The 22,883-nt window shown below is 53.2% G+C and carries 29 protein-coding genes and 1 pseudogene; 13 read left to right on the forward strand and 17 right to left on the reverse strand.

Going from position 1 to position 22,883, the window contains the following annotated elements; genetic code table 11:
- The first annotated feature begins 52 nt into the window (after positions 1–52).
- From ACMV5I_RS17020 to ACMV5I_RS17055, 8 genes are all read left to right on the forward strand, one after another.
- Positions 53–952, forward strand: a complete 900-nt coding sequence (locus tag ACMV5I_RS17020; protein WP_024484486.1) for a Dyp-type peroxidase — start codon at positions 53–55, stop codon at positions 950–952.
- 283 nt (positions 953–1,235) lie between these two features.
- Positions 1,236–2,258 (forward strand): sulfate ABC transporter substrate-binding protein, encoded by a 1,023-nt coding sequence (locus tag ACMV5I_RS17025; RefSeq protein ID WP_021807068.1) that lies wholly within the window; start codon positions 1,236–1,238, stop codon positions 2,256–2,258.
- On the forward strand, positions 2,258–3,091 hold the full coding sequence (cysT, locus tag ACMV5I_RS17030; RefSeq protein WP_021178700.1) for a sulfate/thiosulfate ABC transporter permease CysT: 834 nt from the start codon (positions 2,258–2,260) through the stop codon (positions 3,089–3,091). Before ACMV5I_RS17025 ends, cysT begins: the two co-directional genes overlap by 1 nt.
- Positions 3,091–3,966: a sulfate/thiosulfate ABC transporter permease CysW gene (gene cysW / locus ACMV5I_RS17035; RefSeq protein ID WP_021807067.1), complete on the forward strand. Its 876-nt coding sequence runs from the start codon at positions 3,091–3,093 to the stop codon at positions 3,964–3,966. The genes cysT and cysW overlap by 1 nt, the downstream gene beginning before the upstream one ends.
- Positions 3,956–5,044 carry a sulfate/thiosulfate ABC transporter ATP-binding protein CysA gene (cysA, locus tag ACMV5I_RS17040; protein ID WP_021178698.1) on the forward strand — a complete coding sequence of 363 codons (1,089 nt, stop codon included), beginning with the start codon at positions 3,956–3,958 and terminating at the stop codon, positions 5,042–5,044. The genes cysW and cysA overlap by 11 nt, the downstream gene beginning before the upstream one ends.
- Before the next feature lie 68 nt (positions 5,045–5,112).
- Positions 5,113–5,994: a cysteine synthase CysM gene (gene cysM, locus ACMV5I_RS17045; protein ID WP_098931856.1), complete on the forward strand. Its 882-nt coding sequence runs from the start codon at positions 5,113–5,115 to the stop codon at positions 5,992–5,994.
- A gap of 226 nt (positions 5,995–6,220) precedes the next feature.
- Positions 6,221–6,901 carry a response regulator transcription factor gene (locus tag ACMV5I_RS17050; protein ID WP_202811233.1) on the forward strand — a complete coding sequence of 227 codons (681 nt, stop codon included), beginning with the start codon at positions 6,221–6,223 and terminating at the stop codon, positions 6,899–6,901.
- A gap of 5 nt (positions 6,902–6,906) precedes the next feature.
- A complete protein-coding gene (locus ACMV5I_RS17055; protein WP_414824890.1) occupies positions 6,907–8,217 on the forward strand; it encodes an ATP-binding protein in 1,311 nt (436 codons plus the stop codon).
- Positions 8,218–8,610: 393 nt separating this feature from the next.
- Here the strand turns inward: ACMV5I_RS17055 and pgtA are convergent, their stop codons facing one another.
- The 15 genes and pseudogenes from pgtA to ACMV5I_RS17130 form a co-directional block, all read right to left on the reverse strand.
- Positions 8,611–9,855 carry a two-component system response regulator PgtA gene (pgtA, locus tag ACMV5I_RS17060; protein ID WP_141132688.1) on the reverse strand — a complete coding sequence of 415 codons (1,245 nt, stop codon included), beginning with the start codon at positions 9,853–9,855 and terminating at the stop codon, positions 8,611–8,613.
- A pseudogene (locus tag ACMV5I_RS17065) lies at positions 9,849–10,391 on the reverse strand (ATP-binding protein); the annotation flags it as partial. The gene pgtA and the pseudogene ACMV5I_RS17065, both read right to left, overlap by 7 nt.
- Before the next feature lie 155 nt (positions 10,392–10,546).
- Complete coding sequence (locus ACMV5I_RS17070; protein WP_414824891.1) at positions 10,547–10,936, reverse strand: Mor transcription activator family protein; 390 nt, start codon at positions 10,934–10,936, stop codon at positions 10,547–10,549.
- Positions 10,933–11,358, reverse strand: coding sequence for a gp16 family protein (locus ACMV5I_RS17075; protein ID WP_414824892.1), 426 nt, complete (start codon positions 11,356–11,358; stop codon positions 10,933–10,935). Before ACMV5I_RS17075 ends, ACMV5I_RS17070 begins: the two co-directional genes overlap by 4 nt.
- Positions 11,351–11,566 (reverse strand): hypothetical protein, encoded by a 216-nt coding sequence (locus ACMV5I_RS17080; RefSeq protein WP_414824893.1) that lies wholly within the window; start codon positions 11,564–11,566, stop codon positions 11,351–11,353. Before ACMV5I_RS17080 ends, ACMV5I_RS17075 begins: the two co-directional genes overlap by 8 nt.
- A complete protein-coding gene (locus ACMV5I_RS17085; RefSeq protein WP_414824894.1) occupies positions 11,563–12,252 on the reverse strand; it encodes a DUF2786 domain-containing protein in 690 nt (229 codons plus the stop codon). The genes ACMV5I_RS17080 and ACMV5I_RS17085 overlap by 4 nt, the downstream gene beginning before the upstream one ends.
- Positions 12,239–12,535 carry a hypothetical protein gene (locus ACMV5I_RS17090; protein WP_414824895.1) on the reverse strand — a complete coding sequence of 99 codons (297 nt, stop codon included), beginning with the start codon at positions 12,533–12,535 and terminating at the stop codon, positions 12,239–12,241. The genes ACMV5I_RS17085 and ACMV5I_RS17090 overlap by 14 nt, the downstream gene beginning before the upstream one ends.
- Complete coding sequence (locus ACMV5I_RS17095) at positions 12,532–12,720, reverse strand: hypothetical protein (protein ID WP_112778212.1); 189 nt, start codon at positions 12,718–12,720, stop codon at positions 12,532–12,534. Before ACMV5I_RS17095 ends, ACMV5I_RS17090 begins: the two co-directional genes overlap by 4 nt.
- Positions 12,721–12,798: 78 nt before the next feature.
- Positions 12,799–13,410 (reverse strand): DUF3164 family protein, encoded by a 612-nt coding sequence (locus ACMV5I_RS17100; protein WP_191914703.1) that lies wholly within the window; start codon positions 13,408–13,410, stop codon positions 12,799–12,801.
- Positions 13,411–13,427: 17 nt separating this feature from the next.
- Entirely contained in the window at positions 13,428–13,697 is a 270-nt protein-coding gene (locus tag ACMV5I_RS17105) for a hypothetical protein (RefSeq protein WP_150343948.1), read from the reverse strand.
- Between the two features lie 2 nt (positions 13,698–13,699).
- Positions 13,700–14,857 (reverse strand): ExeA family protein, encoded by a 1,158-nt coding sequence (locus tag ACMV5I_RS17110; RefSeq protein WP_414824896.1) that lies wholly within the window; start codon positions 14,855–14,857, stop codon positions 13,700–13,702.
- A gap of 10 nt (positions 14,858–14,867) precedes the next feature.
- On the reverse strand, positions 14,868–16,637 hold the full coding sequence (locus ACMV5I_RS17115) for an integrase (protein ID WP_414824897.1): 1,770 nt from the start codon (positions 16,635–16,637) through the stop codon (positions 14,868–14,870).
- A 3-nt stretch (positions 16,638–16,640) separates the two neighbouring features.
- On the reverse strand, positions 16,641–17,549 hold the full coding sequence (locus ACMV5I_RS17120) for a DUF3102 domain-containing protein (RefSeq protein ID WP_414824898.1): 909 nt from the start codon (positions 17,547–17,549) through the stop codon (positions 16,641–16,643).
- Positions 17,550–17,558: 9 nt separating this feature from the next.
- Positions 17,559–17,864 (reverse strand): helix-turn-helix domain-containing protein, encoded by a 306-nt coding sequence (locus ACMV5I_RS17125; RefSeq protein ID WP_414824899.1) that lies wholly within the window; start codon positions 17,862–17,864, stop codon positions 17,559–17,561.
- A 53-nt stretch (positions 17,865–17,917) separates the two neighbouring features.
- On the reverse strand, positions 17,918–18,106 hold the full coding sequence (locus ACMV5I_RS17130) for a DNA-binding protein (protein ID WP_414824900.1): 189 nt from the start codon (positions 18,104–18,106) through the stop codon (positions 17,918–17,920).
- Positions 18,107–18,191: 85 nt separating this feature from the next.
- On the opposite strand from ACMV5I_RS17130, the gene ACMV5I_RS17135 reads away from it, so the two are divergent.
- From ACMV5I_RS17135 to ACMV5I_RS17145, 3 genes are all read left to right on the forward strand, one after another.
- A complete protein-coding gene (locus ACMV5I_RS17135; RefSeq protein ID WP_414824901.1) occupies positions 18,192–18,614 on the forward strand; it encodes a helix-turn-helix domain-containing protein in 423 nt (140 codons plus the stop codon).
- Positions 18,611–19,594 carry a hypothetical protein gene (locus ACMV5I_RS17140; RefSeq protein ID WP_414824902.1) on the forward strand — a complete coding sequence of 328 codons (984 nt, stop codon included), beginning with the start codon at positions 18,611–18,613 and terminating at the stop codon, positions 19,592–19,594. Before ACMV5I_RS17135 ends, ACMV5I_RS17140 begins: the two co-directional genes overlap by 4 nt.
- An 85-nt stretch (positions 19,595–19,679) precedes the next feature.
- The gene (locus tag ACMV5I_RS17145) at positions 19,680–20,438 is read left to right on the forward strand and encodes a hypothetical protein (protein ID WP_414824903.1); all 759 of its coding nucleotides are present in this window, start codon (positions 19,680–19,682) and stop codon (positions 20,436–20,438) included.
- Positions 20,439–20,496: 58 nt separating this feature from the next.
- On the opposite strand, the gene ACMV5I_RS17150 is transcribed toward ACMV5I_RS17145, so the two are convergent.
- Entirely contained in the window at positions 20,497–21,267 is a 771-nt protein-coding gene (locus ACMV5I_RS17150; RefSeq protein WP_414824904.1) for a DNA adenine methylase, read from the reverse strand.
- Positions 21,268–21,514: 247 nt separating this feature from the next.
- Between ACMV5I_RS17150 and ACMV5I_RS17155 the strand changes: the two genes are divergently transcribed.
- Entirely contained in the window at positions 21,515–22,075 is a 561-nt protein-coding gene (locus ACMV5I_RS17155; RefSeq protein WP_414824905.1) for a DUF2441 domain-containing protein, read from the forward strand.
- Positions 22,076–22,095: 20 nt separating this feature from the next.
- On the opposite strand, the gene ACMV5I_RS17160 is transcribed toward ACMV5I_RS17155, so the two are convergent.
- Positions 22,096–22,353, reverse strand: coding sequence for a hypothetical protein (locus ACMV5I_RS17160; RefSeq protein WP_414824906.1), 258 nt, complete (start codon positions 22,351–22,353; stop codon positions 22,096–22,098).
- A gap of 179 nt (positions 22,354–22,532) precedes the next feature.
- On the opposite strand from ACMV5I_RS17160, the gene ACMV5I_RS17165 reads away from it, so the two are divergent.
- Positions 22,533–22,883 carry a putative holin gene (locus ACMV5I_RS17165; RefSeq protein WP_414824907.1) on the forward strand — a complete coding sequence of 117 codons (351 nt, stop codon included), beginning with the start codon at positions 22,533–22,535 and terminating at the stop codon, positions 22,881–22,883.

A 22,883-nucleotide genomic window follows, 5' to 3' on the forward strand; every position in this document is an offset into this window, starting at 1 on the left:
GCGTTTATAACAGGGCAACCTGTTACCCGATTCAGGTCTTGAGGAAATCAACATGACACAGGTTCAGAGCGGCATCCTGCTGGAACACTGCCGTTTTGGCATTTTTATGGAAGCGATGGTGCAGGGCGAATTCGTCGATCTGCGCCAAGGCTGCAAACAGTTTTGCCAGGTGCTCGGCGAGTTGCAGCAACAGTTTCCAGATGCCCATTTAGGTGCGGTTATCGCTTTTGGCTCCGACGTTTGGCATGACCTTTCCAATGGCCAGGGAGCCAAAGAGCTGAAGCCTTTCGCACCACTGGGCAAGGGGCTGGCACCGGCCACCCAACGCGATATGCTGATCCATATTCAATCGCTGCGTCATGACGTTAACTTCACCCTGGCGCAGGCCGCCCTGGCCGCGTTTGGTAACACCATTCGTATTGAAGAAGAAACGCACGGTTTCCGCTGGGTAGAAGAGCGCGATCTGAGTGGCTTTATCGACGGTACTGAAAACCCGCAGGGCGAACAACGCCCAGAGGTAGCGGTGATTGGCGCTGGTGAAGAAGACGAAGGTGGCAGCTACGTGCTGGTACAGCGTTATGAGCACAACCTGCGCCAGTGGCAGCGTTTCACCACCGAACAGCAGGAACAGATCATTGGCCGTACCAAACAAGACAGTGAAGAACTGCCGCCGGATCAACGGCCAGATACTTCGCACGTCAGTCGTGTCGATCTGAAAGAAGACGGCAAAGGGCTGAAAATTTTGCGCCAGAGCCTGCCTTATGGCACCGCCAGCGGCAAACATGGCCTGTATTTCATCGCCTATTGCGCGCGCCTGCACAACATCGAACAGCAGCTGTTAAGCATGTTCGGCGAGCTGGACGGCAAACACGACGCGATGCTGCGTTTCAGCCGCGCGGTGACCGGCAGCTACTACTTCGCACCTTCGCTGACGCGTCTGATGTCGCTTTGATGTAATTGGCTTTTATGTAGGGGTATAGCACGCTGTTAAACGGGTGCAGCATGCGGCGCCTCTACAATAAATTCATCAACATTGTCATTCTCTGGGCCAGTTCCTCTGGCTCCGGGCTTTCTCTCCCTCTGCGGTGAACCGCTCCCCTCCTGCCTTATAGCGTTTGATGCTTGAAAATCACTAAACGGTATATAAAAGCGTTACAGGTCTGCATCAAGTTATAAATACACTGGTCAATATCAGGGCATCAGCCCGGCTGTAAGACTCAGTGATAAGGTGCAGAATGAAACATTCCCGGGTTAAAAATACGCTGTTGAAAGGTTGGCTGGTGGCGGCATTGTTAGCCAGCGGTACGGCTTCGGCGGCAGAATTGCTCAACAGCTCTTATGACGTCTCCCGCGAACTGTTTGCCGCGCTGAACCCTGGCTTTGAAAAGCAGTGGGATCAGCAGCATCCGAACGACAAACTGACCATCAAACAGTCCCACGCTGGTTCTTCCAAACAGGCGTTGGCAATCCTGCAGGGTCTGCGTGCCGATGTGGTCACCTATAACCAGGTCAGTGACGTGCAAATCCTGCACGATCGCGGCCAACTGATCCCGGCAGATTGGCAGCAACGCCTGCCGAACAACAGCTCTCCATTCTATTCCACCATGGCGTTCCTGGTGCGCAAGGACAACCCGAAAGGCATCCACACCTGGAGCGATCTGGTGCGTGATGACGTGAAGCTGGTATTCCCGAACCCGAAAACCTCCGGTAATGGTCGCTACACCTATCTGGCCGCCTGGGGCGCTGCCAGCCAGGCTGATGGCAACGATCAGGCCAAGACCCGTGAGTTCATGACCCGTTTGCTGAAAAACGTGGTGGTGTTTGATACCGGTGGCCGTGGCGCAACGACGACCTTTGTCGAACGTGGCCTGGGCGACGTGCTGATCAGCTTTGAATCCGAAGTGAACAATATCCGCAAGCAGTACGGCGCAGACAAGTATGAAGTGATCGTGCCGCCGGTCGATATTCTGGCGGAGTTCCCGGTGGCTTGGGTGGACAAAAACGTCGAGAAAAACGGCACCGAGCAGGTGGCCAAAGAGTACCTGAACTATCTCTATAGTCCGGCGGCCCAGAAACTGATCACCAGCTTCTATTATCGCGTTAATGACCCACAGGTGATGGCGGCGGCCAAGAGCCAATTCCCTGAGACCAAGCTGTTCAGCGTGGAAGATCAGTTCGGCGGCTGGCCGCAGGTGATGAGTGCCCACTTTGCGACGGGCGGCGAATTGGACCAACTGTTAGCGGCAGGGCATAAGTAATGTTTTCGATGGCCAGCAAGCGGGTACTGCCTGGGTTTACTCTCAGTCTGGGAAGCAGCCTGCTTTTCACCTGCCTGATTTTGCTGTTGCCGCTCAGCGCGCTGGTGATGCAACTGGCGCAAATGAGTCTGGCACAGTATTGGGAAGTGATCACCAATCCGCAGGTCGTGGCGGCCTATAAGGTGACGCTGCTGGCGGCCGGAGTCGCCAGCGTTTTCAATGCGGTGTTTGGCATGCTGATGGCCTGGATCCTCACTCGTTACCAGTTCCCTGGCCGTTCCTTGCTGGATGGCCTGATGGATTTACCGTTTGCATTGCCTACGGCGGTGGCCGGCCTGACCTTGGCGGGATTGTTTTCTACCACCGGTTGGTACGGCCAATGGCTGGCTCATTTTGATATCAAGGTTTCCTTCACCTGGTTGGGGATTGCGGTGGCGATGGCCTTTACCAGCATTCCTTTCGTGGTACGCACGGTGCAACCGGTACTGGAAGAGTTGGGACCGGAATATGAAGAGGCCGCCGAAACGCTCGGGGCTACCCGTTGGCAGAGCTTCCGCCGCGTGGTGTTGCCAGAAGTTGCGCCAGCGCTGCTCGCCGGTACGGCGTTGTCGTTTACCCGCAGCCTGGGGGAATTTGGCGCGGTGATATTTATCGCTGGCAACATTGCCTGGAAAACCGAAGTGACCTCATTGATGATTTTTGTGCGCTTACAGGAGTTTGATTACCCGGCAGCCAGTGCGATTGCCTCGGTGATCCTGGCGGCATCACTGCTGTTGCTGTTTGCCATTAACACCTTACAGAGCCGCTTTGGCCGCCGTATTGGAGGGCACTGATGGCTGATGTTACCGCCCTGAACGGCGCAGAGCGCCCACGCGTGAATTGGGGAAAATGGACGCTGATTGCCATTGGCGCGCTGTTCTCCATCCTGCTGTTGGTCGTGCCGATGGTGATGATCTTTATCGAGGCATTCTCCTCTGGCGTGGGTGCCGTGTGGCATAACCTGTCGGACCCGGACATGCTGCATGCCATTTGGTTGACGGTGCTGGTGGCGCTGATCACCGTGCCGGTCAACCTGGTGTTCGGTACTTTGTTGGCCTGGTTGGTGACGCGCTTTACCTTCCCTGGCCGCCAACTGCTGCTGACGCTGTTCGACATGCCTTTTGCGGTGTCGCCGGTGGTAGCGGGGCTGCTGTATCTGCTGTTTTACGGCACCAACGGCCCGATCGGTGGCTGGCTGGATGCCCATGACATTCAACTGATGTTCGCCTGGCCAGGCATGGTGCTGGTGACGATATTCGTGACCTGCCCATTTGTGGTCCGTGAACTGGTGCCGCTGATGATGAGCCAGGGCAGCCAGGAAGACGAGGCTGCTGTGCTGTTGGGCGCCTCCGGTTGGCAGATGTTCCGCCGCGTTACCTTACCGAACATCCGCTGGGCATTGCTGTATGGCGTGGTACTGACCAACGCCCGCGCGATTGGCGAGTTTGGTGCGGTATCGGTGGTATCCGGCTCTATCCGTGGCGAAACCTATACCTTGCCACTGCAAGTGGAATTACTGCATCAGGATTACAACACCGCCGGGGCGTTTACCGCCGCGGCACTGTTGACCCTGATGGCGATAGTCACCCTATTTCTGAAAAGCGGACTGCAATGGCGCCTGGCGCGTCAGGATGCGCGTCTCGAGCGGGAGGAAAATCATGAGCATTGAGATTAACGGTATCAACAAGTCTTTTGGCCGTACCAAGGTATTGAACGATATCTCGCTCGATATTCCTTCCGGTGAGATGGTGGCGCTGTTAGGCCCATCCGGTTCGGGCAAGACCACCTTGCTGCGGATTATCGCCGGGCTGGAAAGCCAGAGCAGCGGTAAGCTGGGTTTCCACGGCACCGATGTCAGCCGCGTGCATGCTCGCGATCGCCGCGTCGGCTTCGTTTTCCAACACTATGCGCTGTTCCGCCATATGACGGTTTTCGACAATATCGCCTTTGGCCTGAGCGTGCTGCCACGTCGCGAACGTCCGAATGCGGCGGCGATCAAACAAAAAGTGGAGCAGTTGCTGGAGATGGTGCAGTTGGGTCATCTGGCTAACCGCTACCCTTCACAGCTTTCCGGCGGCCAGAAGCAACGTGTCGCCTTGGCGCGCGCGCTGGCGGTGGAGCCCCAGATCCTGCTGCTGGACGAGCCGTTTGGTGCGCTGGATGCTCAGGTGCGTAAAGAGCTGCGCCGCTGGCTGCGTCAACTGCATGAGGAACTGAAGTTCACCAGCGTGTTCGTCACTCACGATCAGGAAGAAGCGATGGAAGTCGCCGATCGCATCGTGGTGATGAGCCAGGGGAATATCGAGCAGGTAGGTTCACCGACCGAGATCATGCGTGAACCCGCCACCCGCTTCGTGCTGGAGTTTATGGGCGAAGTTAACCGCCTGAACGGTGAAATCCGCGGTTCACAGCTGTTTGTGGGCGCTCACCAATGGCCGCTGTCGTTCCAGCCAATGCATCAAGGCAGCGTCGATCTGTTCCTGCGCCCGTGGGAAATGGAGATCGGCACCGATTGCAGCGCCCGATGCCCATTACCGGTGCAGGTGTTGGAAGTCAGCCCGCGTGGCCACTTCTGGCAGTTGACCGTGCAGCCGATTGGCTGGCATCAGGAGCCTATCAGCGTGATTATGTCGGAAGGCCATGCTGCACCGGCGCGCGGGGACCGTTACTACGTTGGCAGCCTGAATGCTCGCCTTTACGCCGGTGAACAACTGTTACAACCGGTTGCGTTAGCTAAAAGCGCCTGATAATTTCTAACCATTCCCATTTAAGGCAACCCAGGGTTGCCTTTTTACATTATACGTAGGCAATGATTGTGACCACGCTGGAACAATGCATCGGTAATACACCGTTAGTAAAACTACAACGACTGGCCGAAGGGCTGGACAGTGAAATCTGGCTCAAGCTGGAGGGCAACAATCCGGCGGGGTCGGTCAAGGATCGGGCCGCGTTGGGGATGATCCAGCAGGCGGAACTGCGTGGTGAAATTCAGCCGGGCGATACGCTGATCGAGGCCACCAGTGGCAATACCGGCATCGCGCTGGCGATGATTTGTGCAATGAAAGGCTACACGCTGAAGCTGCTGATGCCGGAAAACATGAGTATGGAACGCCAGGCAGCGATGCGAGCTTATGGTGCCGAACTGATCCTGGTCAGCCGTGAGCAGGGGATGGAAGGGGCGCGTGACCTGGCGCTGGAGATGCAGCAGCAGGGGCAGGGCAAGGTGTTGGATCAGTTCAACAATCTGGATAATCCCTACGCGCACTTCACCACCACCGGCCCGGAAATCTGGCAGCAGACCGCTGGCCGTATCACCCATTTCGTCTCCAGCATGGGCACTACCGGCACCATTACCGGTGTTGGTGGCTACCTGAAAAGCCAAAATCCGCAGGTGAATATCATCGGCTTACAGCCCGCTGAAGGCAGCAGCATTCCAGGCATCCGCCGTTGGGCACCGGCTTATCTGCCGGGTATTTTCCGCCCGGAGCTGGTGGATCAGGTGTTGGATATGGCACAAAGCGAAGCCGAACAGACCATGCGCCAACTGGCGCAGCGGGAAGGTATTTTCTGTGGTGTCAGCTCTGGTGGTGCCGTAGCCGGTGCATTGCGCGTCGCTGCAGCTAACCCTGGCAGCGTCATCGTCGCCATTGTCTGTGACCGCGGTGACCGCTACCTGTCCACAGGCGTATTTTCGTAGCCGAGCGTTCATCGGTGGTGGGATGCAAACCCCGCCACCGGTTTTCTAATCGTGGCCTCGTTAGCCACCCGATGTTTATTGTTGTTACGACTCTCTCCTCCCATTCCCCCATGCCAACAACTCGATATTCCGCCAGCGTTCGCATATTGTGTAAGGATTAGGTAAAACCGGCTGCGTAGCGGGGCAATAGACGCGAAAATGGCGGCAAATCAGCGAAGGAGTGGGCATGAAAATTTTATTGGTCGATGACGATCTGGAACTTGGCACCATGCTGAGCGAATACCTGACGGCTGAAGGATTCAACGCGTCCCTGGTGCTGACCGGCAAGGCCGGAGTGGAGGGTGCGCTTTCTGGTGAGTATATCGCGATGATCCTAGACATCATGCTGCCGGACATGAGCGGTATCGACGTGCTGCGCGAGGTACGTAAAAAGAGCCGCTTGCCGATCATCATGTTGACGGCCAAGGGTGACAATATTGACCGGGTGATCGGGCTGGAGATGGGCGCCGACGACTATGTGCCCAAACCTTGTTACCCACGCGAACTGGTGGCACGCCTGCGTGCGGTGCTGCGCCGGTTTGAAGAACAGCCGGAAGCGGTGGATAAAGTTTCTGTCCTGAGCTTTAACGAATTGACCCTCAACCCGTCCACCCGTAGCAGTGCGTGGCAGGGCAAAGCATTCGATCTCACCGCCTCAGAGTTCAATTTGCTGGAGTTACTGCTGCGTTCGCCTGAACGAGTAGTGTCGAAGGATGAACTGTCAGAGAAAGGGCTGGGGCGGCCACGCGAGGCTTACGATCGCAGCGTAGACGTACATATCAGCAATATCCGCCAGAAACTGGGCGCGCTAACCGATAACCGACTGAGCATTGAAACCGTGCGCAGTATCGGTTACCGCATCAAGTAATGCCGATGCGCGGAAGACTGTTCTGGAAAATACTGCTCGGTTTCTGGCTGACGTTTATCATCATGACCCAGGCGTTGTGGGTGACGTTTACCTTTTATGGTAATCGCCATGAAGTCCCGGAAAACAGCATGACCTGGCGTATCGCTAATCTGCAACTGACCTCTGCGGCTTCGGTGTTGCGCAGCAGTGGGATGCCCGCGCTGAACGCAATGGTTGCCAAGTGGCCTGAAACCGAACGCCGCTTCTTAAGCGTGACACCAGCTTCTAAACCTTCGGTTGACCAGCCAGGCTCCGACCGACCCGCGAAAATGATGGTGGAATGGGTAACAGGTGCGGATAACCAGGGCTACCTGTTGAGCTACGATCTGGAAGGACTGCGTGCCGAATATCGGCCACCCAAGCGCTGGCGCCTGCTGAACATTCCGGAGCCAATGGTGTGGGTCGGTGGGCTGGGGGGCTTGCTGTTCAGCGCCATGCTGGCCTGGAACCTGACGCGCCCGATGCGCCAACTGCGCGCTGGTTTTGAGCGGGTAGCGCAGGGTGATCTGGCGGTGAGGCTGTTCCCGGCGATGCGGCGGCGGCATGACGAGCTTTCTGAGGTGGCGCGTGACTTTGACAGCATGGCGGAGCGGCTGGAGGTGCTGGTCAGCGCCCGTGAGCAATTGCTGCATGATGTCTCCCATGAGTTGCGTTCGCCATTGGCCCGCTTGCAGCTAGCGATCGGCCTGGGGCGGCAAAATCCGGAGAACGTGGAGAACTCGTTGCAGCGTATCGAGCACGAAGCCGGGCGGCTGGACAAGATGATTGGCGAATTGCTAGCGCTGTCGCGTACCGAGAACAACGGCCTGTCGGATGATGAAGAGTATTTCGATCTCTATGGGCTGGTGGAGGCGGTGGTTAACGATGCGCGCTACGAAGCGCAGATCCCCGGCGTAGAGATCGTGTTGCAGGCCAGTTCCGACGAGGAATACACCGTAAAAGGTAATGCCGAATTGATGCGCCGGGCGGTTGAGAACATTGTGCGCAATGCCTTGCGCTTTTCCAGCCATGGCCAGCGGGTGACCGTGGTATTGACGCGTATCGACCAGTTATTCCAGATCCAGGTCAGCGATCAGGGGCCGGGCGTGGAGGAGTCGAAGCTGTCCAGCATCTTTGATCCTTTCGTCCGGGTAAAATCGGCGATGTCTGGCAAGGGCTATGGCCTGGGTTTGGCTATCACGCGCAAAGTGGTGCTGGCCCACGGTGGGCAGGTTGAAGCACACAATGGCGAACAGGGCGGCCTAGTGATCACGCTGCGGGTACCGCGCTGGAGCTAAAGGTTACAGACAAAATAAAGACTGCTGAAACCCCTTTCTGGGCTCACGGCGGGGCGCTACACTGGTTGGTTTTCGCATCGTAGATGTGAGACTACTGACAAATTCGCTCCAAGCTCACTTGTAGGGGCGCTGCATGCTGCGCCCGTTATGGGCTCAGACTCAATATTGTTCTAACGGTTCAGCAATGTCGGTGCTGTTCATATCGTCGAAATTGACAGGAACGCTCCCTTTACCTTTTGCATAAAAAGACCTCGTGTTTTGGCAGCTTTATTGGTCTGGCCAATAAGGGTAGGGCAGCAAGGCTGTATGTTGCACGCAAGACGGGCGCAGCATGCAGCGCCCCTACGGAGTGAGCTAGGTGTTGATTTGACAGCAACCTGAGGCGGTTTGATTTTAACGATAATGCTGCTTATCCAGATCGTACTTTTTCATCCGCAGGTAGAGCTTCTTACGCGGGATCTGTAAATACTCGGACACCTCGTTAATCCGCCCCTGATGCAGGTTCAATGCCTCGGTAATGATCTGGCGCTCATAGTCTTCGATACGCTGATCCAGCGGCGCGGGATCGGATCCGTGCAACAGCGGGTTGGCGGTCTCTGCCAGTGGCATCACCCCGACGGCAAACAGCTCTGCGGCATTGGCCAGTTCGCGCACGTTATTTGGCCATACCCTTTTTACCAAACGCTTAATCAGCTCGGCTGGCAGATCCGGCAATGGATGGTTAAGGCGCAGGCAGGCTTGCTCCAGGTAGTGGCGGAATAACGGCTCTATATCGTCGGGGCGCAGAGAAAGCGGCAGGCAGGCGATTTGGGTCATGGCAAAGCAGTAATAGAAATCGGGCAGTAGGGTATGCCCGGCGGCCAGTTCCACCAACGGTGAAGTCCCAATGCCGATCAGCCGGAAGGGCAGCGGGTCTTGCCCCTGGAGCTGGATCAACCGCGCCTGCTGGGTGATAGACAAGTGTTCGAGGTGGCGTAAAATCAGTGTCCCGCCGCTTACCTGCTCAATCCATTGTTCTAACGGTGCTTCGCCGCCCGGGGTTAATTCACCCACGATCAACGGCTGTTCGCTGCGATGGCTCATGCGGTGTAAATAGCGGGCTGCCAAAGTCCTGCCGACCCCTAACTCCCCTTGCAGGTAAACCGCCAAATCGGTTTCGGCTACCTGCTGCAAACGCACCCGTAGCTGCTTTACCCACTCACTACGGCCAATCAGATTGCTCTGCAGCTGTTCTTGCTGCCAACGACGACGGGCAATGTAAGAACGTCTCTGGGCCAGCGCGGTAGCGACCTGTTCGAGTAGCTGGGCCGGGTTGACCGGTTTTTGCAGGAAGTCCCAGGCCCCTTTTTTCACCGCTTCAACCGCCATCGGCACATCGCCGTGGCCAGTGATCAACAACACCGGCAAACAGGCATCGTGAGCGAGCAGCAGCGCCATCAGCTCAATCCCGGAACAGCCAGGCATACAGACATCGCTGATAACGATCCCTGGCCACTCCTCACCGAGCATTTCCTGTGCCTTAAGCGGGTTATTACAGGCCTGAACCTGATAGCCTGCCTGGTTGAGCAGCATGGTATAGGCATCAAGGACGTCGGCATCGTCGTCGATTAACAGAATTTGCGCTTGTTGGCTTAGCATGGTTGATCCACCGGTTGAAACTGTAAAACGACGCAGGCGTTTTGCGTCAGCGTAGAGGCCAGATGCAGGCTACCGCCCATTTGCTGCATCAGCGAAAGCGAGATGGACAGGCCAATCCCCAAGCCTACCGATTTGCTGGTGGTGAAAGGTTTGAGTAACGATTCAGCCCGCGCTAGCGGCCAGCCAGGCCCATTATCCCACAGCATGATCTGCCAACCTGACGCTTGGCGTTGCCAGCTTATCTGCAATAGCGGCCGCTCCTGGCAAGCATCCAGCGCGTTGCTCATCAGATTGACCAACACCTGCTGAATGCGCACCTCATCACCTAACACGTTTGGCGCACCTTCCGGTAGCCGCAGTTCCCCCTGCAACGGTTGGTGGCGAAGAGCCAGCAACTCCCAGGCGGCAAGTAATGACTGGCGCAAATCAACGGGCTGAGAGGGGCTATCCTGTTCCGTTCGCCGGGTAAATTGCCGCAGCATACGGATGATGGCATCCATGCGGCTAATCAGACCATCGGCCTTGATCAGGTGATTAGACTTGAGATAAATGACAGGGGATAAGTGAGATAATTATGGGATGAACTGGGTCAACATGGGAAGAGACTGGATGGAATGTGCAATAACCTTACAGTATGTGAAAATCAGACCGGCCCGAAAAAAACAGGTTCGCACCAGTCTGGATTATGATTTTACTCCCTTGTTCCGGCATCGTCATCAGGTTCACCATCAAACAGCTTACCCTGCATCCGATCCAGTTCTTCTCTTTTGACCCTTTTCACCACGCTGTAGATCCATTGTAGCGAAACGCCGAACTTGCGGGCCAGCTCGTGATGGTTGCGTCCGTCAAACTCCAGGAAGATTTCCCTGTCGCGCTGGCTGACCTTCCAGACCATGCCCATCGGGAAATACACGTTCTGCCCGCCCCAGACCTGCATCATGCGGTTGGCTACTGCCTCGCCGATTTGGTCAGCCACTACGACGTCAATCACGATGATTTCACGCACCGTTGTAGCGGTATGCTGGGCAAGTTCAACCAGCAATTCAGGCCCCTTACTGCGAAACTGGCTATAGTCGCTCATGATCGTTTCCCCGTTGTCCGGTAATGCCACTTTTTGAGCTTCTCAATAACACTGCTGGCCTGTTCCGAATTCAGCCAGCGCAATCCGTCAACACCGGTTTCCCGTTTCACCCAACGTGCCAGCGAGAGTTCAGAACTGTCACGGATAACGCCCGCCGCAGCCATATCTAACCAGAGAGCGCGTATTTTGCGGGACTGTGGATGGTCATCCAGCGCAATACCGGTTTTGGCGTTTCCGGCAGGCTTAACCCTGAATACTTTCTTTTTCATGGACTCCAGAACGTTGGTTAGCTGCGGAAGTTCCATCCCTTTGGTTGAAGCCCTGCCGGTTAGCCCCTGCAGCATCTGACGGTAGGTGTCTTCATCCATCTTCAGGTCATTGCGGGCAATATGAATAAGCTGAATTAACTGTTGTTTAGTCATGGCTGTCGTCTCCAGCATCCCGTTGGCTAATAAAGTCGACAAAAAGCGGCAGTGTTAATGGCCAGAACAGGAAGATAACTGACCAACTAATCCAGCGTTTCGCCCCCTGGTAACGCGAGTAAAAACCCATATAAAGGTGCAACTGAGCGGTACACCAGCCCACAAATCCATACCAGAACACACCAGATACAATGAATTCTGCCATCATTGTGCCCCCAGTTTCCGCTGTTCCTGTCCGTTTACTGGCTGGTGCAGCCTGATGTTCTCGCCTTCCCTGTAACCAAGGTGGCGGGACATGTCTGCGTCACGTGATTTCCCGGCCTCACGGCCCGTGGTTGTGCCTGATTGCGGGTATTTCTGCTCAAGCCAAAGTTGAGCCAGTTCCCGTTCCTCGCGGGACATAGCAAATAAATGAACCTCGCTGCGCACAGCCAGAACCCAGCCTTCGGCAAATTTGTCACCACGGCTGGTTTTGGTTTTGTTCTTGATCCTTTTATTCTGCTGCCCGATATAGCTTTTACGTGCCGCTATTAATTGTCTGGCCAGCACTTCCCATGTGTATGAGGCCAGTTCCACGCGGTCTTTATTACCGTAAAAACCAACGCTGGGGTTAAAACCGGAATGAATAATAGATTTAACGCCAAATGCCGCCTGGATGATGCCCAGCAGGCCCAGCATATAGCGCGGGGGATTAACGCTGCCTGCGGCCCAGTAGCAACTGATGCTTTCATCAATGTCACTGAGTGCAAGGTCATTTTGGGTAATATTGTATGCCTGCATCAGTTTCTGGGCGCGTTGCAGGGCTAGCGCCGCTTCGTGAGGGTTATCAGATTTGGCCAGCGCCAGCAGTTTTTTTAACTTCTCCAGCACCTTTTCATTATTATTCTGCTGCATAAGTCACCCCCAGACGTTCGGCAAGGCGTTCCAGCTTTTGCTGCTTATGGAAGTCAATCAGCAGGCCCATCCCGTTGAGGCGGAACTGTTCAATCATGATTTCGACGTCGGCCAGCTTGCCAGCCAGGTCAACTTCATTGCCCAGTCCGTTCATGTTGCGGGCGGCGGCAGCGGCCAGTTCGGCGGCTTCTTCCATCAACTTCAGCGCCTGTGCTTCAGGGCCAAAGGTTTTCAGGGCCAGACCGTATATAGTGGAGCGGTTATATATTTTCATGCCTTTCATTGTTTTGCCTCGCAGGGGATGAACTCCATGGCAGGGACTTCCACGTAGTAATGCTGGCTGCAGTGAGGGCATACCAGCGTGACGAGAACCGCAGGGACACGGTATTTACCGGAGGTAATGACGCTGGCCTCGCTGAACTTCATGGTGGTAATACCTTTCTGGCAGTTGGTACATTTGATGGACATGTTTAATTCCTTAAAGCTGTTTTCGGCGTGCAGAAACCCACGGCGCTGACGCCGAAATAAAAAGAAAATGAATTAAAATTAAATGGCAGCGATATCTAACGGAATATTAATTAGCTTCCCGTGTTTGTCTTTCTCCCGGAAGTTAATATAGGTTTTGGACATGGCTACCTGCAGTGATTCCGATATAGCCTCCATCGCCCGCCCCCAGCGGTCGTCCTGAATTTTGACCCGGCGCAGGGAAAGAATACGCCCGGTATTAAGCTGGCCCTCTTTATCAACCTGGAAGGCGTCACCGATGATGGCCCGCAGATTGGCGTTCGCCCCTTCAGACCACTCGGTGACGCACTCGTCAATCAGGTCTTTGGCAATCTGCAGCTCAGGCCCGAAAGTCAGGGTTTCCTGCACGCGGATAGTGATTTGTTCACTGCCATCAAAGCTGCTGAATGTTACGTTACCCTTGACCCCGCCGCGTGTTCTGCCGTATTTCTCGGCCACGAGGTCAAGCCAGGCATAGCACTCATCAAAAGCGCGTTGTTTGAAGTCGCTGAGGTCAGCACTTTTGACCTTGGCTGCCGCGACCTGCTCTTTGACAAAAGAATCCATCGCCAGATCGTAATCGGATACCTGTGCAACCGGCACCAGGCGACCTTTGCGGTCTTTCATATATTCGTCTTTATTAATTTCGCTCATTTTTGTTCACCTTGTGGTTAATGTAATGACTCTGACCAGGTAATCCGGCAGCCATGCAACTCAAAGACGCCCTGACGAAAGCGCCCTGAGCCGTCATGGCCAACATGGATATAACTTGCTTTCCCCTGCGCCAGCAGGCGGGCACAGTGGCCGTTTCTGGCGATGCGGATGACCGGCTTACTGCCTACAATCATGATGCTCTGAACGGTGCTGTTCATGGCGTTCAGCGCGGCTATGGCAGACTGCAAATGGTGTATCTGCTGGTTGATATCAGTGATGGATTTCATTGTTACACTCCCTTGACGACGTCGGCGTTGACCTGCGGAACCCCGATTTCAGCGGCCAGATTCATGGCAGCTATCACCAGGTTACTGACGGCCAGCGGATACAGCAGGCTGACCATGCTTTTACGGTTACTGCCCAGATTGCTCAGGCGGGCGCGAATGGCGTCCACCGCGCTGGCGTCCATGACGTCGGCCAACTGCTTACCGGCGCGTTGCAGCTTGAACACCAGAAACTCTTCGAGGCTGTTGTCCAGTGGCAGTAGTTCAACCACTTCGCAGCGCTGTACTACTTCCCGTACCTCCATATTGCGTTCGGAAAGCTTGTCTGCCAGCTCCGGCTGGCCAATCAGCACGATAGACAGCAACCGTTTAAACCCGGACTCCAGCTCAAAGAAACGCTTGAGATGCTTTAAAGTTGGGATCGGTAGGCTGTGGGCTTCCTCAATCACCAGAACGTGGCTGAAACCCGCTGAGCAGCTGTCTTTCAGTACGCGGTGCAACTGGCGAAAGCGGGCATCCTGGCTGCGTTTGATGTTCTCCAGCGGCGCGATGGTGCTGACGATGGCCTCGGCGATAGCCGCCGCCTTCAGGGTTTTCCCTTTCACGTCATTGTCTTCCATGGCGATGATGTAGGGTTCAATGACCACCACTGGCGCATTCTCACGGTTGATGCGTTCAATCAGGTCGCGACGTAGCGTGGATTTACCCGCACCGGACTCACCGATAACCGCCATAAAACCACCGTGGCGGGCGGTCTGGTACAGCGCTTCACGCACGTAACGGATATCGGGCGTGGTGAACACATCCTCCGCGCCCTGCATGGCATCATCGGCGAACGGATCGCGGAAAAGGCCAAACGCTTTTTTAGTTGCTGGAAATAACACCTGCTTTTTGAGTAACATGTTCTCTTCCTCGCTGAGGTTAGTAGTACCCGCTGTACGGGGCGTGGCTGCGCCCTGTACAGCATCAAAACTCTTCGCTGTATCAATCCCTTTTGAGACCAGATACGTCGTCAGACGCTGGCGTACTTCGCCAGCATTGGTGCGAGGCCACTGATTGTGGTTAACAATCTGGGCCAGGGTGGCTTCAGATACCGCCAGTTTTCTGGCGACTTCGGCCTGTGGTAGTTTTGCCGCTTTAAGTTGTTGCTTCAGTACCAGCATGTTTTCCTCCTCAGTTGCCGTTAACGATGCTGATAACGCTGTTACGGACCGGAGTGGTCAGGGCGACCATCACTTCCTCCAGTTCCGTTTCGGGTACGCCTTCCGGGTACTTTGCCGTTAACTGGCGGTAGTGCTCCGGCGTCCACTTGTGCCCACTTGCTGTAAACTTCTCACGCAGTACCTTCGCGGCTTCAACGTGAGTCAAAGGGCGCTGCTCAACACGGGGGCTACGCACTTCAGAAGCCTGTCCACGGCGCGGCATATAAGTCGGTAACGTGGTGTCGTCAATATGCTTGTAAGGGTCAAGCCTGCCGCCGAACGGCAGCGCTTTCGCTTTACGCGCCGCTGCGGCATCAGTGGCGTTTTCCGTGCCGGTGACAAGCTGTTCAATCTCTTTTGCCGATGTCTGCGCCGGGGTGTCCGCTACTGCCTTATGGCTTTCGCCAAAGACAGCCGCTTTCTCGGCAAAACCAAACTCATTCTTTTTCACTTCATCGACCAGGAAGAACATCTCGTGGCCATCTTCACCAGTAAGCACCACCTGAGCGGCGTCGGTGCGCCATGGGTTGCGGGTAATCATCAGTTTCTCGCCCACCATCACGCCAGGCACCGCAGATACGTCGTATTCGATACCCCTGAACGGAACGCGCAGTTTTGACGTCACCTTACGGCTTTCCGGCGCGGCTACGGCAAGTTCGCGACAGACCTCAACAGATGGTGCTTTCAGAAGTTGTTCGGCGGTAATTTTCAGCCAGATATCCGTGCGGGTTTTACGGTGGCGGCTGTGAACTGCCGTGGCGTTAAAGTGGCTGCGCCATTTCACGGCCAGTGCGTTCAGCTCTTCTAGGCTATTGACCGGCTGGAACTTCAGCCCCGGCTCCAGCTTGCGTTCGATAATGTCGCGGGCTTTTTCCACTTGGCCAGTCGCACGGGCGTTATGCGGTTTGTGCGCTATCAGGTCGATGCCCAACGACCTGCATATATTCTTTGTCATGCCTGCGGTGTTGGCTGAGCCTGGGTCGAGGTAGAGTATTTTTGGCACACCGTGCAGCACATCCGCGCCACCGCGTTCCTGCATCGCATTGATAAGAACGGAGCAGAGGTTCTCACCGGACTCCGCACCCATCACGTACTGAACGTAAATCCAGCCGCTGGTATGGTCGGTAATTTCATAGCTCCACACGCGGTCACTGGCGATGCGGGCAATATTGGCAGGCTTGTTCTTGTAGAACTTCGCGCTGTCCATCACCTGCAATCCCTTGTGGCCGTTGCTCAGGTAATAAAGGGTGCAGAGTGAAGCATCAATCTCCCAGACGTGGTTAGGGTGCAGGCTGGCCATTTCTGAGGACGGGGCCGGGGCGTCCAGTTGCTCCGGGTGCAAACCGTAGTTACGCAGGGCGCGGCTGATGGTGTCCTCGGACAGTGGGAAAAACTCACCGGTTTCTTCATCCGTTCTGCCTGCGGCGATAAAGCCGTTAGTGCGCAGGGTCTCCACCGCATCAGCGATGGAGTAAAGACGCTTGCCATTTTTACGGGTAGCTTCACGCAGGGTCGCAGATATCAGCGCGGCCTCGTCGCGGCTCAGTGCGCTGCGCCCGGCATCAGCACGTTTTTTACGTTTGTCAGTCACAGATACCTCCTTCAGCTTGCGCAGCAGCGTTGCGCGGGAGAGGCCCAGTTCAGCGCAGGCTGCGTCATATACCGCACCGCGCTTTCCATGCCCCGCGTCACGTGCCGCGCGGGCAACAGAAACCAGTCGTTCAGTCAGGGCGGCGCTCATCGGTTACGCCTCCTGCCGGTTAATCTCAGGTGCTGGTTCAGTCAGCCAGGCTGGAGCAGCGTTGCCTGTCGGGGTATCAGGAAGGTCAAAGGTCGAACGGAGGTTGCGGGCGGCATATTCCAGCTCACAAACAAGCCCTGCCATAAAATCTTTTGGCGTATCAATCTGATTGTCTGCACAATATGCGCACAGAGTTTCAAAGGCGCTGAACAGGCGAACGGTGATGGCTGATTCCGCTTCGGTGGATAATGCTGTTACTTCAGCCCGCAATTTCTTCACCTCTTCATCAGGCTTGGGCGGCTGAATACGAGACTTTTTCTCCAGCTTCGTGGAAAGTGCGTCAATCTTCTCGTTTTTATCAGCCAGCACGCGCTGCTGAGCTGCACTGGTCTCGCGAGCTTCACGCAGAGCCTGACGCAATTCCCGGCAGCTCATGCGATCCACATCGTCTAATTTAAGCCCTACAACAGTACCACCATCGGCCAGCTCCGCGAGAGACTCATCATCTTCGGTCATTAGCTCAAACAGCTTGGATTTCCCCAAATGTGCCAACGTTGGCATATTTGATTTCAGCGAAGGGGATAAGTATTTAGTCGCTGCCTGCATCATCCTTACTGAAGTCCGGTATGGTAAACCCAGCTCATTTTCAATGATGCTAATAAACTCCCCATGTGGCTCATTCTCTTTCAGTATCACCAGACGCTTACCGGCTTCGAGCATAGACTCGGCGCTTTGTGCCATGTAGAAGCGGGTTTCGTGGACAATGCGATTACGTTCATACTGCAGACCGTCACCAAACTGCTGCATAATTTCGAGTTGATGCTCAGTAATTGCATTCAGACTGATATTAATGTCGCCACTTAGTGGTACATCTTCAACTAATTCAATTGATTGTGATTTTGTACGTCCCATTATTACTCCTTAGCGACTACCAGCCATGATTCGCTGGTTAATTTCATTGATACGGTCTTGTGCACGAGCCATCTCGCTGCTGTGCGCCATGGCGATTTGTAAAAGCTGGACACCTGGTGCAAAGCGCCCGTTATCTAGTTTCAGTGCTAACCCTTCGTCAATAAGGGTGTTTAGCGCACGATTGATATTTGCAGGGGACTCTCCAAGTGCTGATGCCAGTTCGCCATTTGAAACACCGTTCAGGGCGTGACCGCGCAGCGCTTTAAGGACTCGTAGGATGCGGGAACCAGAAGTGGAGATGTTGGTCTTCGTCATGTCATATTCCCCTTTTTACGATATGTGATAATCTGTTACACAGGCTAAAATTATCATGCTGCATGAGCTGATGGTTTGAGACCTAGTTTCACTGCAATTTCATGGGATTTACCGTAGTGGGCTTTGGCTTGGCCGTTAAGAACGCGGTAGACCTCATTACGCGTGTAACCATTTTCTTCAGCCCAGCGGGTAAACGTGATCCCCTGCTGACGGAAGAGAGTTTTAACTTGTTCTGCAGTCATCGTTGTCTCCTTGTTTGATGCAATGATGTTTGTTTTATATGTGATAGATTATGTGATCTAAACATCACTTAGTCAAGGTGGTTTTGTGACTAATAAGTCAATATTTGTGCGTCTTAAAGAAGAGCGGAAAAAATTAAAACTCACTCAGGCCACAGCAGCATTGCTCGCAGGTGTTAAGCGCGAGACGTGGAGTCGATATGAGTCTGGCATTATGTCACCAGGGATGGAGGTTCTCGCTGCGTTAGCTGCTGCAGGGGCTAACATTCAATACATTCTTACGGGGGAGTCATCAGGAGTGACCCTGTCCAGAGATGAAATGGAGTTACTACATCATTACCGAGAGGCCCCTCTTCAGGTCAAAGGGTCGGTGTTATCTGCATTAACGACAGGCTCTTCCAAAGAGCGAGCAGAACAAGTAATCCACGGAGATGTTCTCGGGAACGTCATCAAAGGTGATGTGACCATGGGCGCTGGGACAATAATGAATAAAAACACGAAGAGAAAATGAGCGAACAAAAGCAAACCGTTAACGGAGATGTAGGCAACGTTGTCAGTGGTGATGTAACCATTAATAACTACTCTGGTGAGGTTTCATCAGTTTCCCAGCAGCCGATTTCGCTACTACAGAAGCGCGATTTGCACAGGTTGATGGATGAGCTAGTGGAGGCTGGTGAAAGCAAGCGCGAAATGTGGTTGATGCTTCATACCAGACTTAACACCACCACTGTCAATGAGATGACAGCTGCTGATTATCATTGCGCAGTTGAGATCATTCAGGGATATGCTCAGCGTATCAAGTACCTTAAAGACTGTAATATTCTGGTTGCCAAAGTAATAAGCATTACTGATCCGGCTTACCGTATGGACAGAGACAGATATTGCCTGAAGCGTTTCGGGACAACTCATCTCAAGGGAATGAGTAAAGAGCAGCTTCAGGAAATATTTGGTTATTTTGATGATTTACTGAATGCTTATGACGACTCTAAAGTGTTGCCGTTGCCACAGGATAGGGTACCGCAACCAGTTCAAACGACATCTATATCAAAAAGAAAACCACTCGTTATCCTAGGAGCAGGAGCTATCATCGTTGCTGCAGTTTTGGTTGGTTTTGTGAGTTATTCTGATGGATGGGCTTCAGCAAAACAGAAAATTTCGGGTGAAGCAGATATCTTTATTGTTGAGACAAGCGACAATATATTAAATGCTTCTATTCCCGCGTTGCGTAGTATCTTCCCTGGGCTAAACAAGTACAAAGCAGATTTCATCTCAGTTTCAAGCTATAAGCAGAAATCTGGCTGGTACACAATTGTTTTACCCATTGCCGATGACGCACCAGTTCGAGCCAAGTACAAGCTTGACCAAAATAAATGCTATATCAACATATCCCCTGATGGTGGTTACGCTAAGGTACTCAATTCAACATGCCTGAAGCTTCTAATTGATAGTCCAGAAAATCAGGGGAAAGCACCAAACTATCGTTTAAAATAGCAGAAAAGTTGGATTCAGCATTATAATGTTAGTTCTGTATATTTAGAAATCAGATACATAGCGAATAACAATGAGTGGAGTCACAATGAAAGAATTTTTAGCTTTAATTGCAGCAATTGTCATCTGGGTCATCGTGGGTAAGTTCTTGTCACGATACTTTATCCGAAAAGGCCATAAGGTGTGGTTGAGCAAGACCAGTGGAACCCTTGTTGGCTCAGTAGTTGCGCTATTTTTCTTGATTTTATTTATTCCGATCCAAGATAACGATAATCCCAAAACAGCAACAATTGGCATGAGTACAGCCCAAGCTAATGCGGAACCCAAGGGGAAATCTGCTGAATTAGCTCCCAATGTTGCGAATGTGCCTATAGATTCTGCAACTGATGATTCTGAAAAGACCTTAGACATAACACCTGAAGTCTTCGCCAAACGAATGAACGAAAATCTCAAAGCAACTGAAAGCTCATTCAGGCTAAAAATTCGCGTTAAAAGTGGTGAAGTCAATGACACCTTCAACTATGCATTCAATGATCATTTGGCAATTTTAGGAACTGTCGATAAGGCAACTAAAAAACTCTCTGGCGTTACTCTCATCACCAGTGGTGATGGTACCGCAAGGTCAGGTATGGATGTTATGGCTGTTGTTGTATCGGCATACTCTGCAGCATTGGGTAAAAACACAATGAAAACTGGAGAACCGGCCAAAATAATGATGAAATTGCTTGAAATGAACAGGAAGGGATCAGAAGAAAATACAACAACTTCAACGACATTCAATGGTGCAAAATTCAGCCTCATTAGTAATGATACTATTGGTAATTGGTTCACAATTGAGCCAATCTAACTTTAAATGGGCATATTGCAATGCCCCTTTAAGTAAAAATAATGGCGAGTAGTCAGTTTTAGAAATTGCAAATTACTAATTCTTTCCGTCGTGAGGCTTTCCCTGTGACCTTCAGGTTGTAACTGATATCCACCGTCTGGATATTCAGGCCGTCGAATGCCTGCCGCATTTCCGGGATATCGTTCACCGAAATAATCATCTTCCCTTTGATACTACGCGCCAGTTCCGCCATGTGGTCATAGTTTTCCAGCCCAAACTCCACGCCGTAGCCTTCCGTTCCCCAGTATGGTGGGTCGCAGTAAAATAGCGTATGGGGGCGGTCATAGCGCTTTATGCACTGCTGCCAGTCCAGATGTTCTATCAATGTTCTCGACAGGCGTAGGTGCGCCATCGACAACTCCTCCTCGATGCGCAGCAGGTTAAAGCGTGGCGCACTGGTGGTGGAGGTACCAAAGGTGTGATCTGCAACCTTGCCACCAAATGCCTGCTTTTGGAGGTAGTAGAACCGGGCTGCACGCTGTATATCAGTCAGTGTTTCTTCTGGCGTACCCTGCAACCATTTGTAGATCTGGCGACTCACCAGCGCCCATTTAAACTGCCGGACAAACTCTTCCAGGTGATGTTTTACCACCCGATAGAGGTTCACCAGTTCGCCGTTGATATCGTTAATGACTTCGGTCTTGCTGGGGGTCTTGAGAAAATACAACGCCGCTGCGCCGCTGAATGGCTCAACGTAGCAGGTGTGAGCTGGAAAAAGCGGCAAAATATGTTTAGCCAGACGGCGTTTACCGCCGATCCATGGAACGATGGGCAAAGATTGTTCTTTCATTATCCGTAAGCCTTTTACAGTCAGTGAAAATATGGCAGGCTAGTCCGGTCTCGCGAGACTGACTGAACCTTGGTTGGCTCACAGCACACTCTGTGGGTTGATGGCCAGTCCGGTGTTAGCGCACCGGGCTGGTCGTTCTTTCACTGTCAGGATGAGGCTTAGGGATGTTCGGCGGCTATTAACGCGGTTTACTGGATATCGGTATACAGCCTCGTCATTTAACTGGTTTTATAAGGATGTCCCCCTGTTGGAAAAGTATTACACGCTTGATTCCGCTAATAGCCTGCGTTCACTCCATGAGATACCACTGCGTCACTACACCCCAAAACAGCCAGAGCTGGCTGATTTCCTGAATCAAATGTATCCAGAAGGGTTGTCAAAGCACGGCCATAACTACCTCTACAACCCTGCGCTTTTCGATGAAGACCATCAAAGGGACAGCGCCTTACTGATTGGTCTCATCCTTGAACTTGTACGGCGTAGCGACTTTGCTGATAAACCGTCCCGATATCAGTCGCTGTTTGCCTGTCAGGAAATCAGTGAGGTTAAACAATTCAGGGAATTGCTGGCCAACGAGCGTGGTGATGATGGAATACGGACAGCGCCGATATATGAAGTAAGGAACCAGAACCCTGTTCACCGTGGTGATATGAGACTGCTTAACAGTGATGGTCCGCTTCTGGATATATATCGTCGGGCGCATCTGTACTGGTCAGGTGAAAGTCTTACACATGCAAATGGTGAAGAACCATTCTGGGAGATACTGATCCCACTTCCGGCATCAACAGGCAGGCGGGTAATTGAATGAGCAATATGTCGGCCAGATAGTTAGCAAGGCGATCTGCTTTTTGGATTGGCACTAATGGTCAGTCTTATCTGTCCAATGAGTATTCCTTTCAGCTTATTTTCAGGGAGCATTCGTGGCGTTTTCTCCACCTGCTCAAGCGCGGCCTGCATCTCTCTTATTGCCTCTGTAAGATTGTCAGCATTGACGCTGAGGGTGTAAATTTTTTCCGCAGTTTCATACTCATCGCAGATGATCCCCATCAGGCAGAGTGAGCTGGATTTAGCAGTTGCCGAAGTCATACGTTTCCCCTTCAGATAAATATCTGTGGTTGTTGGCTAGTCAGGTATTGGTGCACCCGGTTTGTCGTTCTTTCAAAGTAATCATGCGTTTTGCCCCATTGGATCACTATTAACGCTGTTTAAAATCCATTTCCCCCGATATTTGTGATGCTGTCTCCCACACAATAAGGAGACGCTCCATGAAAAACCTGAAGAAAATCATTCCCACTGTTAAAAAGCCCCGGCTCAGCGGCTGGCTGCTGACCGCCGTGCTGCTGCTCGGTACCATTGGTCTGGTATCGCCGCAGCAGCTGCCGGTGGTGGTTTACAAGCTGTCACTCATCACGCTCGCTGCGGTACTCGGCTACTGGCTCGACCGTTCGCTGTTCCCCAAAGCCCGCCCCGGCCAGTATCTCAGGCATGACGTAAAACTGATGGAAGATGGCCGCTATCCCGTCCAGACCGGTTTGCATATGGTTTTTTCCGCCACGCTTATTCGCCGGGCACTGATCGTGTCGGCGGTCTGTCTGGCCGTCGCCACGGGGCTGTGA

It is taken from the genome of Serratia sp. T13T92, from assembly GCF_047530105.1.
Lineage (GTDB): Bacteria > Pseudomonadota > Gammaproteobacteria > Enterobacterales > Enterobacteriaceae > Chania > Chania fonticola.

Excerpts from the sequence above, each read along its gene's own strand:
- ACMV5I_RS17020 (WP_024484486.1), top strand. The coding sequence starts at position 53 with ATGACACAGGTTCAGAGCGGCATCCTGCTGGAACACTGCCGTTTTGGC.
- ACMV5I_RS17025 (WP_021807068.1), top strand. The coding sequence starts at position 1,236 with ATGAAACATTCCCGGGTTAAAAATACGCTGTTGAAAGGTTGGCTGGTG.
- cysT (WP_021178700.1), top strand. The coding sequence starts at position 2,258 with ATGTTTTCGATGGCCAGCAAGCGGGTACTGCCTGGGTTTACTCTCAGT.
- cysW (WP_021807067.1), top strand. The coding sequence starts at position 3,091 with ATGGCTGATGTTACCGCCCTGAACGGCGCAGAGCGCCCACGCGTGAAT.
- cysA (WP_021178698.1), top strand. The coding sequence starts at position 3,956 with ATGAGCATTGAGATTAACGGTATCAACAAGTCTTTTGGCCGTACCAAG.
- ACMV5I_RS17050 (WP_202811233.1), top strand. The coding sequence starts at position 6,221 with ATGAAAATTTTATTGGTCGATGACGATCTGGAACTTGGCACCATGCTG.
- ACMV5I_RS17055 (WP_414824890.1), top strand. The coding sequence starts at position 6,907 with ATGCGCGGAAGACTGTTCTGGAAAATACTGCTCGGTTTCTGGCTGACG.
- pgtA (WP_141132688.1), bottom strand. The coding sequence starts at position 9,855 with ATGCTAAGCCAACAAGCGCAAATTCTGTTAATCGACGACGATGCCGAC.
- ACMV5I_RS17070 (WP_414824891.1), bottom strand. The coding sequence starts at position 10,936 with ATGAGCGACTATAGCCAGTTTCGCAGTAAGGGGCCTGAATTGCTGGTT.
- ACMV5I_RS17075 (WP_414824892.1), bottom strand. The coding sequence starts at position 11,358 with ATGACTAAACAACAGTTAATTCAGCTTATTCATATTGCCCGCAATGAC.
- ACMV5I_RS17080 (WP_414824893.1), bottom strand. The coding sequence starts at position 11,566 with ATGATGGCAGAATTCATTGTATCTGGTGTGTTCTGGTATGGATTTGTG.
- ACMV5I_RS17085 (WP_414824894.1), bottom strand. The coding sequence starts at position 12,252 with ATGCAGCAGAATAATAATGAAAAGGTGCTGGAGAAGTTAAAAAAACTG.
- ACMV5I_RS17090 (WP_414824895.1), bottom strand. The coding sequence starts at position 12,535 with ATGAAAGGCATGAAAATATATAACCGCTCCACTATATACGGTCTGGCC.
- ACMV5I_RS17095 (WP_112778212.1), bottom strand. The coding sequence starts at position 12,720 with ATGTCCATCAAATGTACCAACTGCCAGAAAGGTATTACCACCATGAAG.
- ACMV5I_RS17100 (WP_191914703.1), bottom strand. The coding sequence starts at position 13,410 with ATGAGCGAAATTAATAAAGACGAATATATGAAAGACCGCAAAGGTCGC.
- ACMV5I_RS17105 (WP_150343948.1), bottom strand. The coding sequence starts at position 13,697 with ATGAAATCCATCACTGATATCAACCAGCAGATACACCATTTGCAGTCT.
- ACMV5I_RS17110 (WP_414824896.1), bottom strand. The coding sequence starts at position 14,857 with ATGCTGGTACTGAAGCAACAACTTAAAGCGGCAAAACTACCACAGGCC.
- ACMV5I_RS17115 (WP_414824897.1), bottom strand. The coding sequence starts at position 16,637 with ATGAGCGCCGCCCTGACTGAACGACTGGTTTCTGTTGCCCGCGCGGCA.
- ACMV5I_RS17120 (WP_414824898.1), bottom strand. The coding sequence starts at position 17,549 with ATGGGACGTACAAAATCACAATCAATTGAATTAGTTGAAGATGTACCA.
- ACMV5I_RS17125 (WP_414824899.1), bottom strand. The coding sequence starts at position 17,864 with ATGACGAAGACCAACATCTCCACTTCTGGTTCCCGCATCCTACGAGTC.
- ACMV5I_RS17130 (WP_414824900.1), bottom strand. The coding sequence starts at position 18,106 with ATGACTGCAGAACAAGTTAAAACTCTCTTCCGTCAGCAGGGGATCACG.
- ACMV5I_RS17140 (WP_414824902.1), top strand. The coding sequence starts at position 18,611 with ATGAGCGAACAAAAGCAAACCGTTAACGGAGATGTAGGCAACGTTGTC.
- ACMV5I_RS17145 (WP_414824903.1), top strand. The coding sequence starts at position 19,680 with ATGAAAGAATTTTTAGCTTTAATTGCAGCAATTGTCATCTGGGTCATC.
- ACMV5I_RS17150 (WP_414824904.1), bottom strand. The coding sequence starts at position 21,267 with ATGAAAGAACAATCTTTGCCCATCGTTCCATGGATCGGCGGTAAACGC.
- ACMV5I_RS17160 (WP_414824906.1), bottom strand. The coding sequence starts at position 22,353 with ATGACTTCGGCAACTGCTAAATCCAGCTCACTCTGCCTGATGGGGATC.
- ACMV5I_RS17165 (WP_414824907.1), top strand. The coding sequence starts at position 22,533 with ATGAAAAACCTGAAGAAAATCATTCCCACTGTTAAAAAGCCCCGGCTC.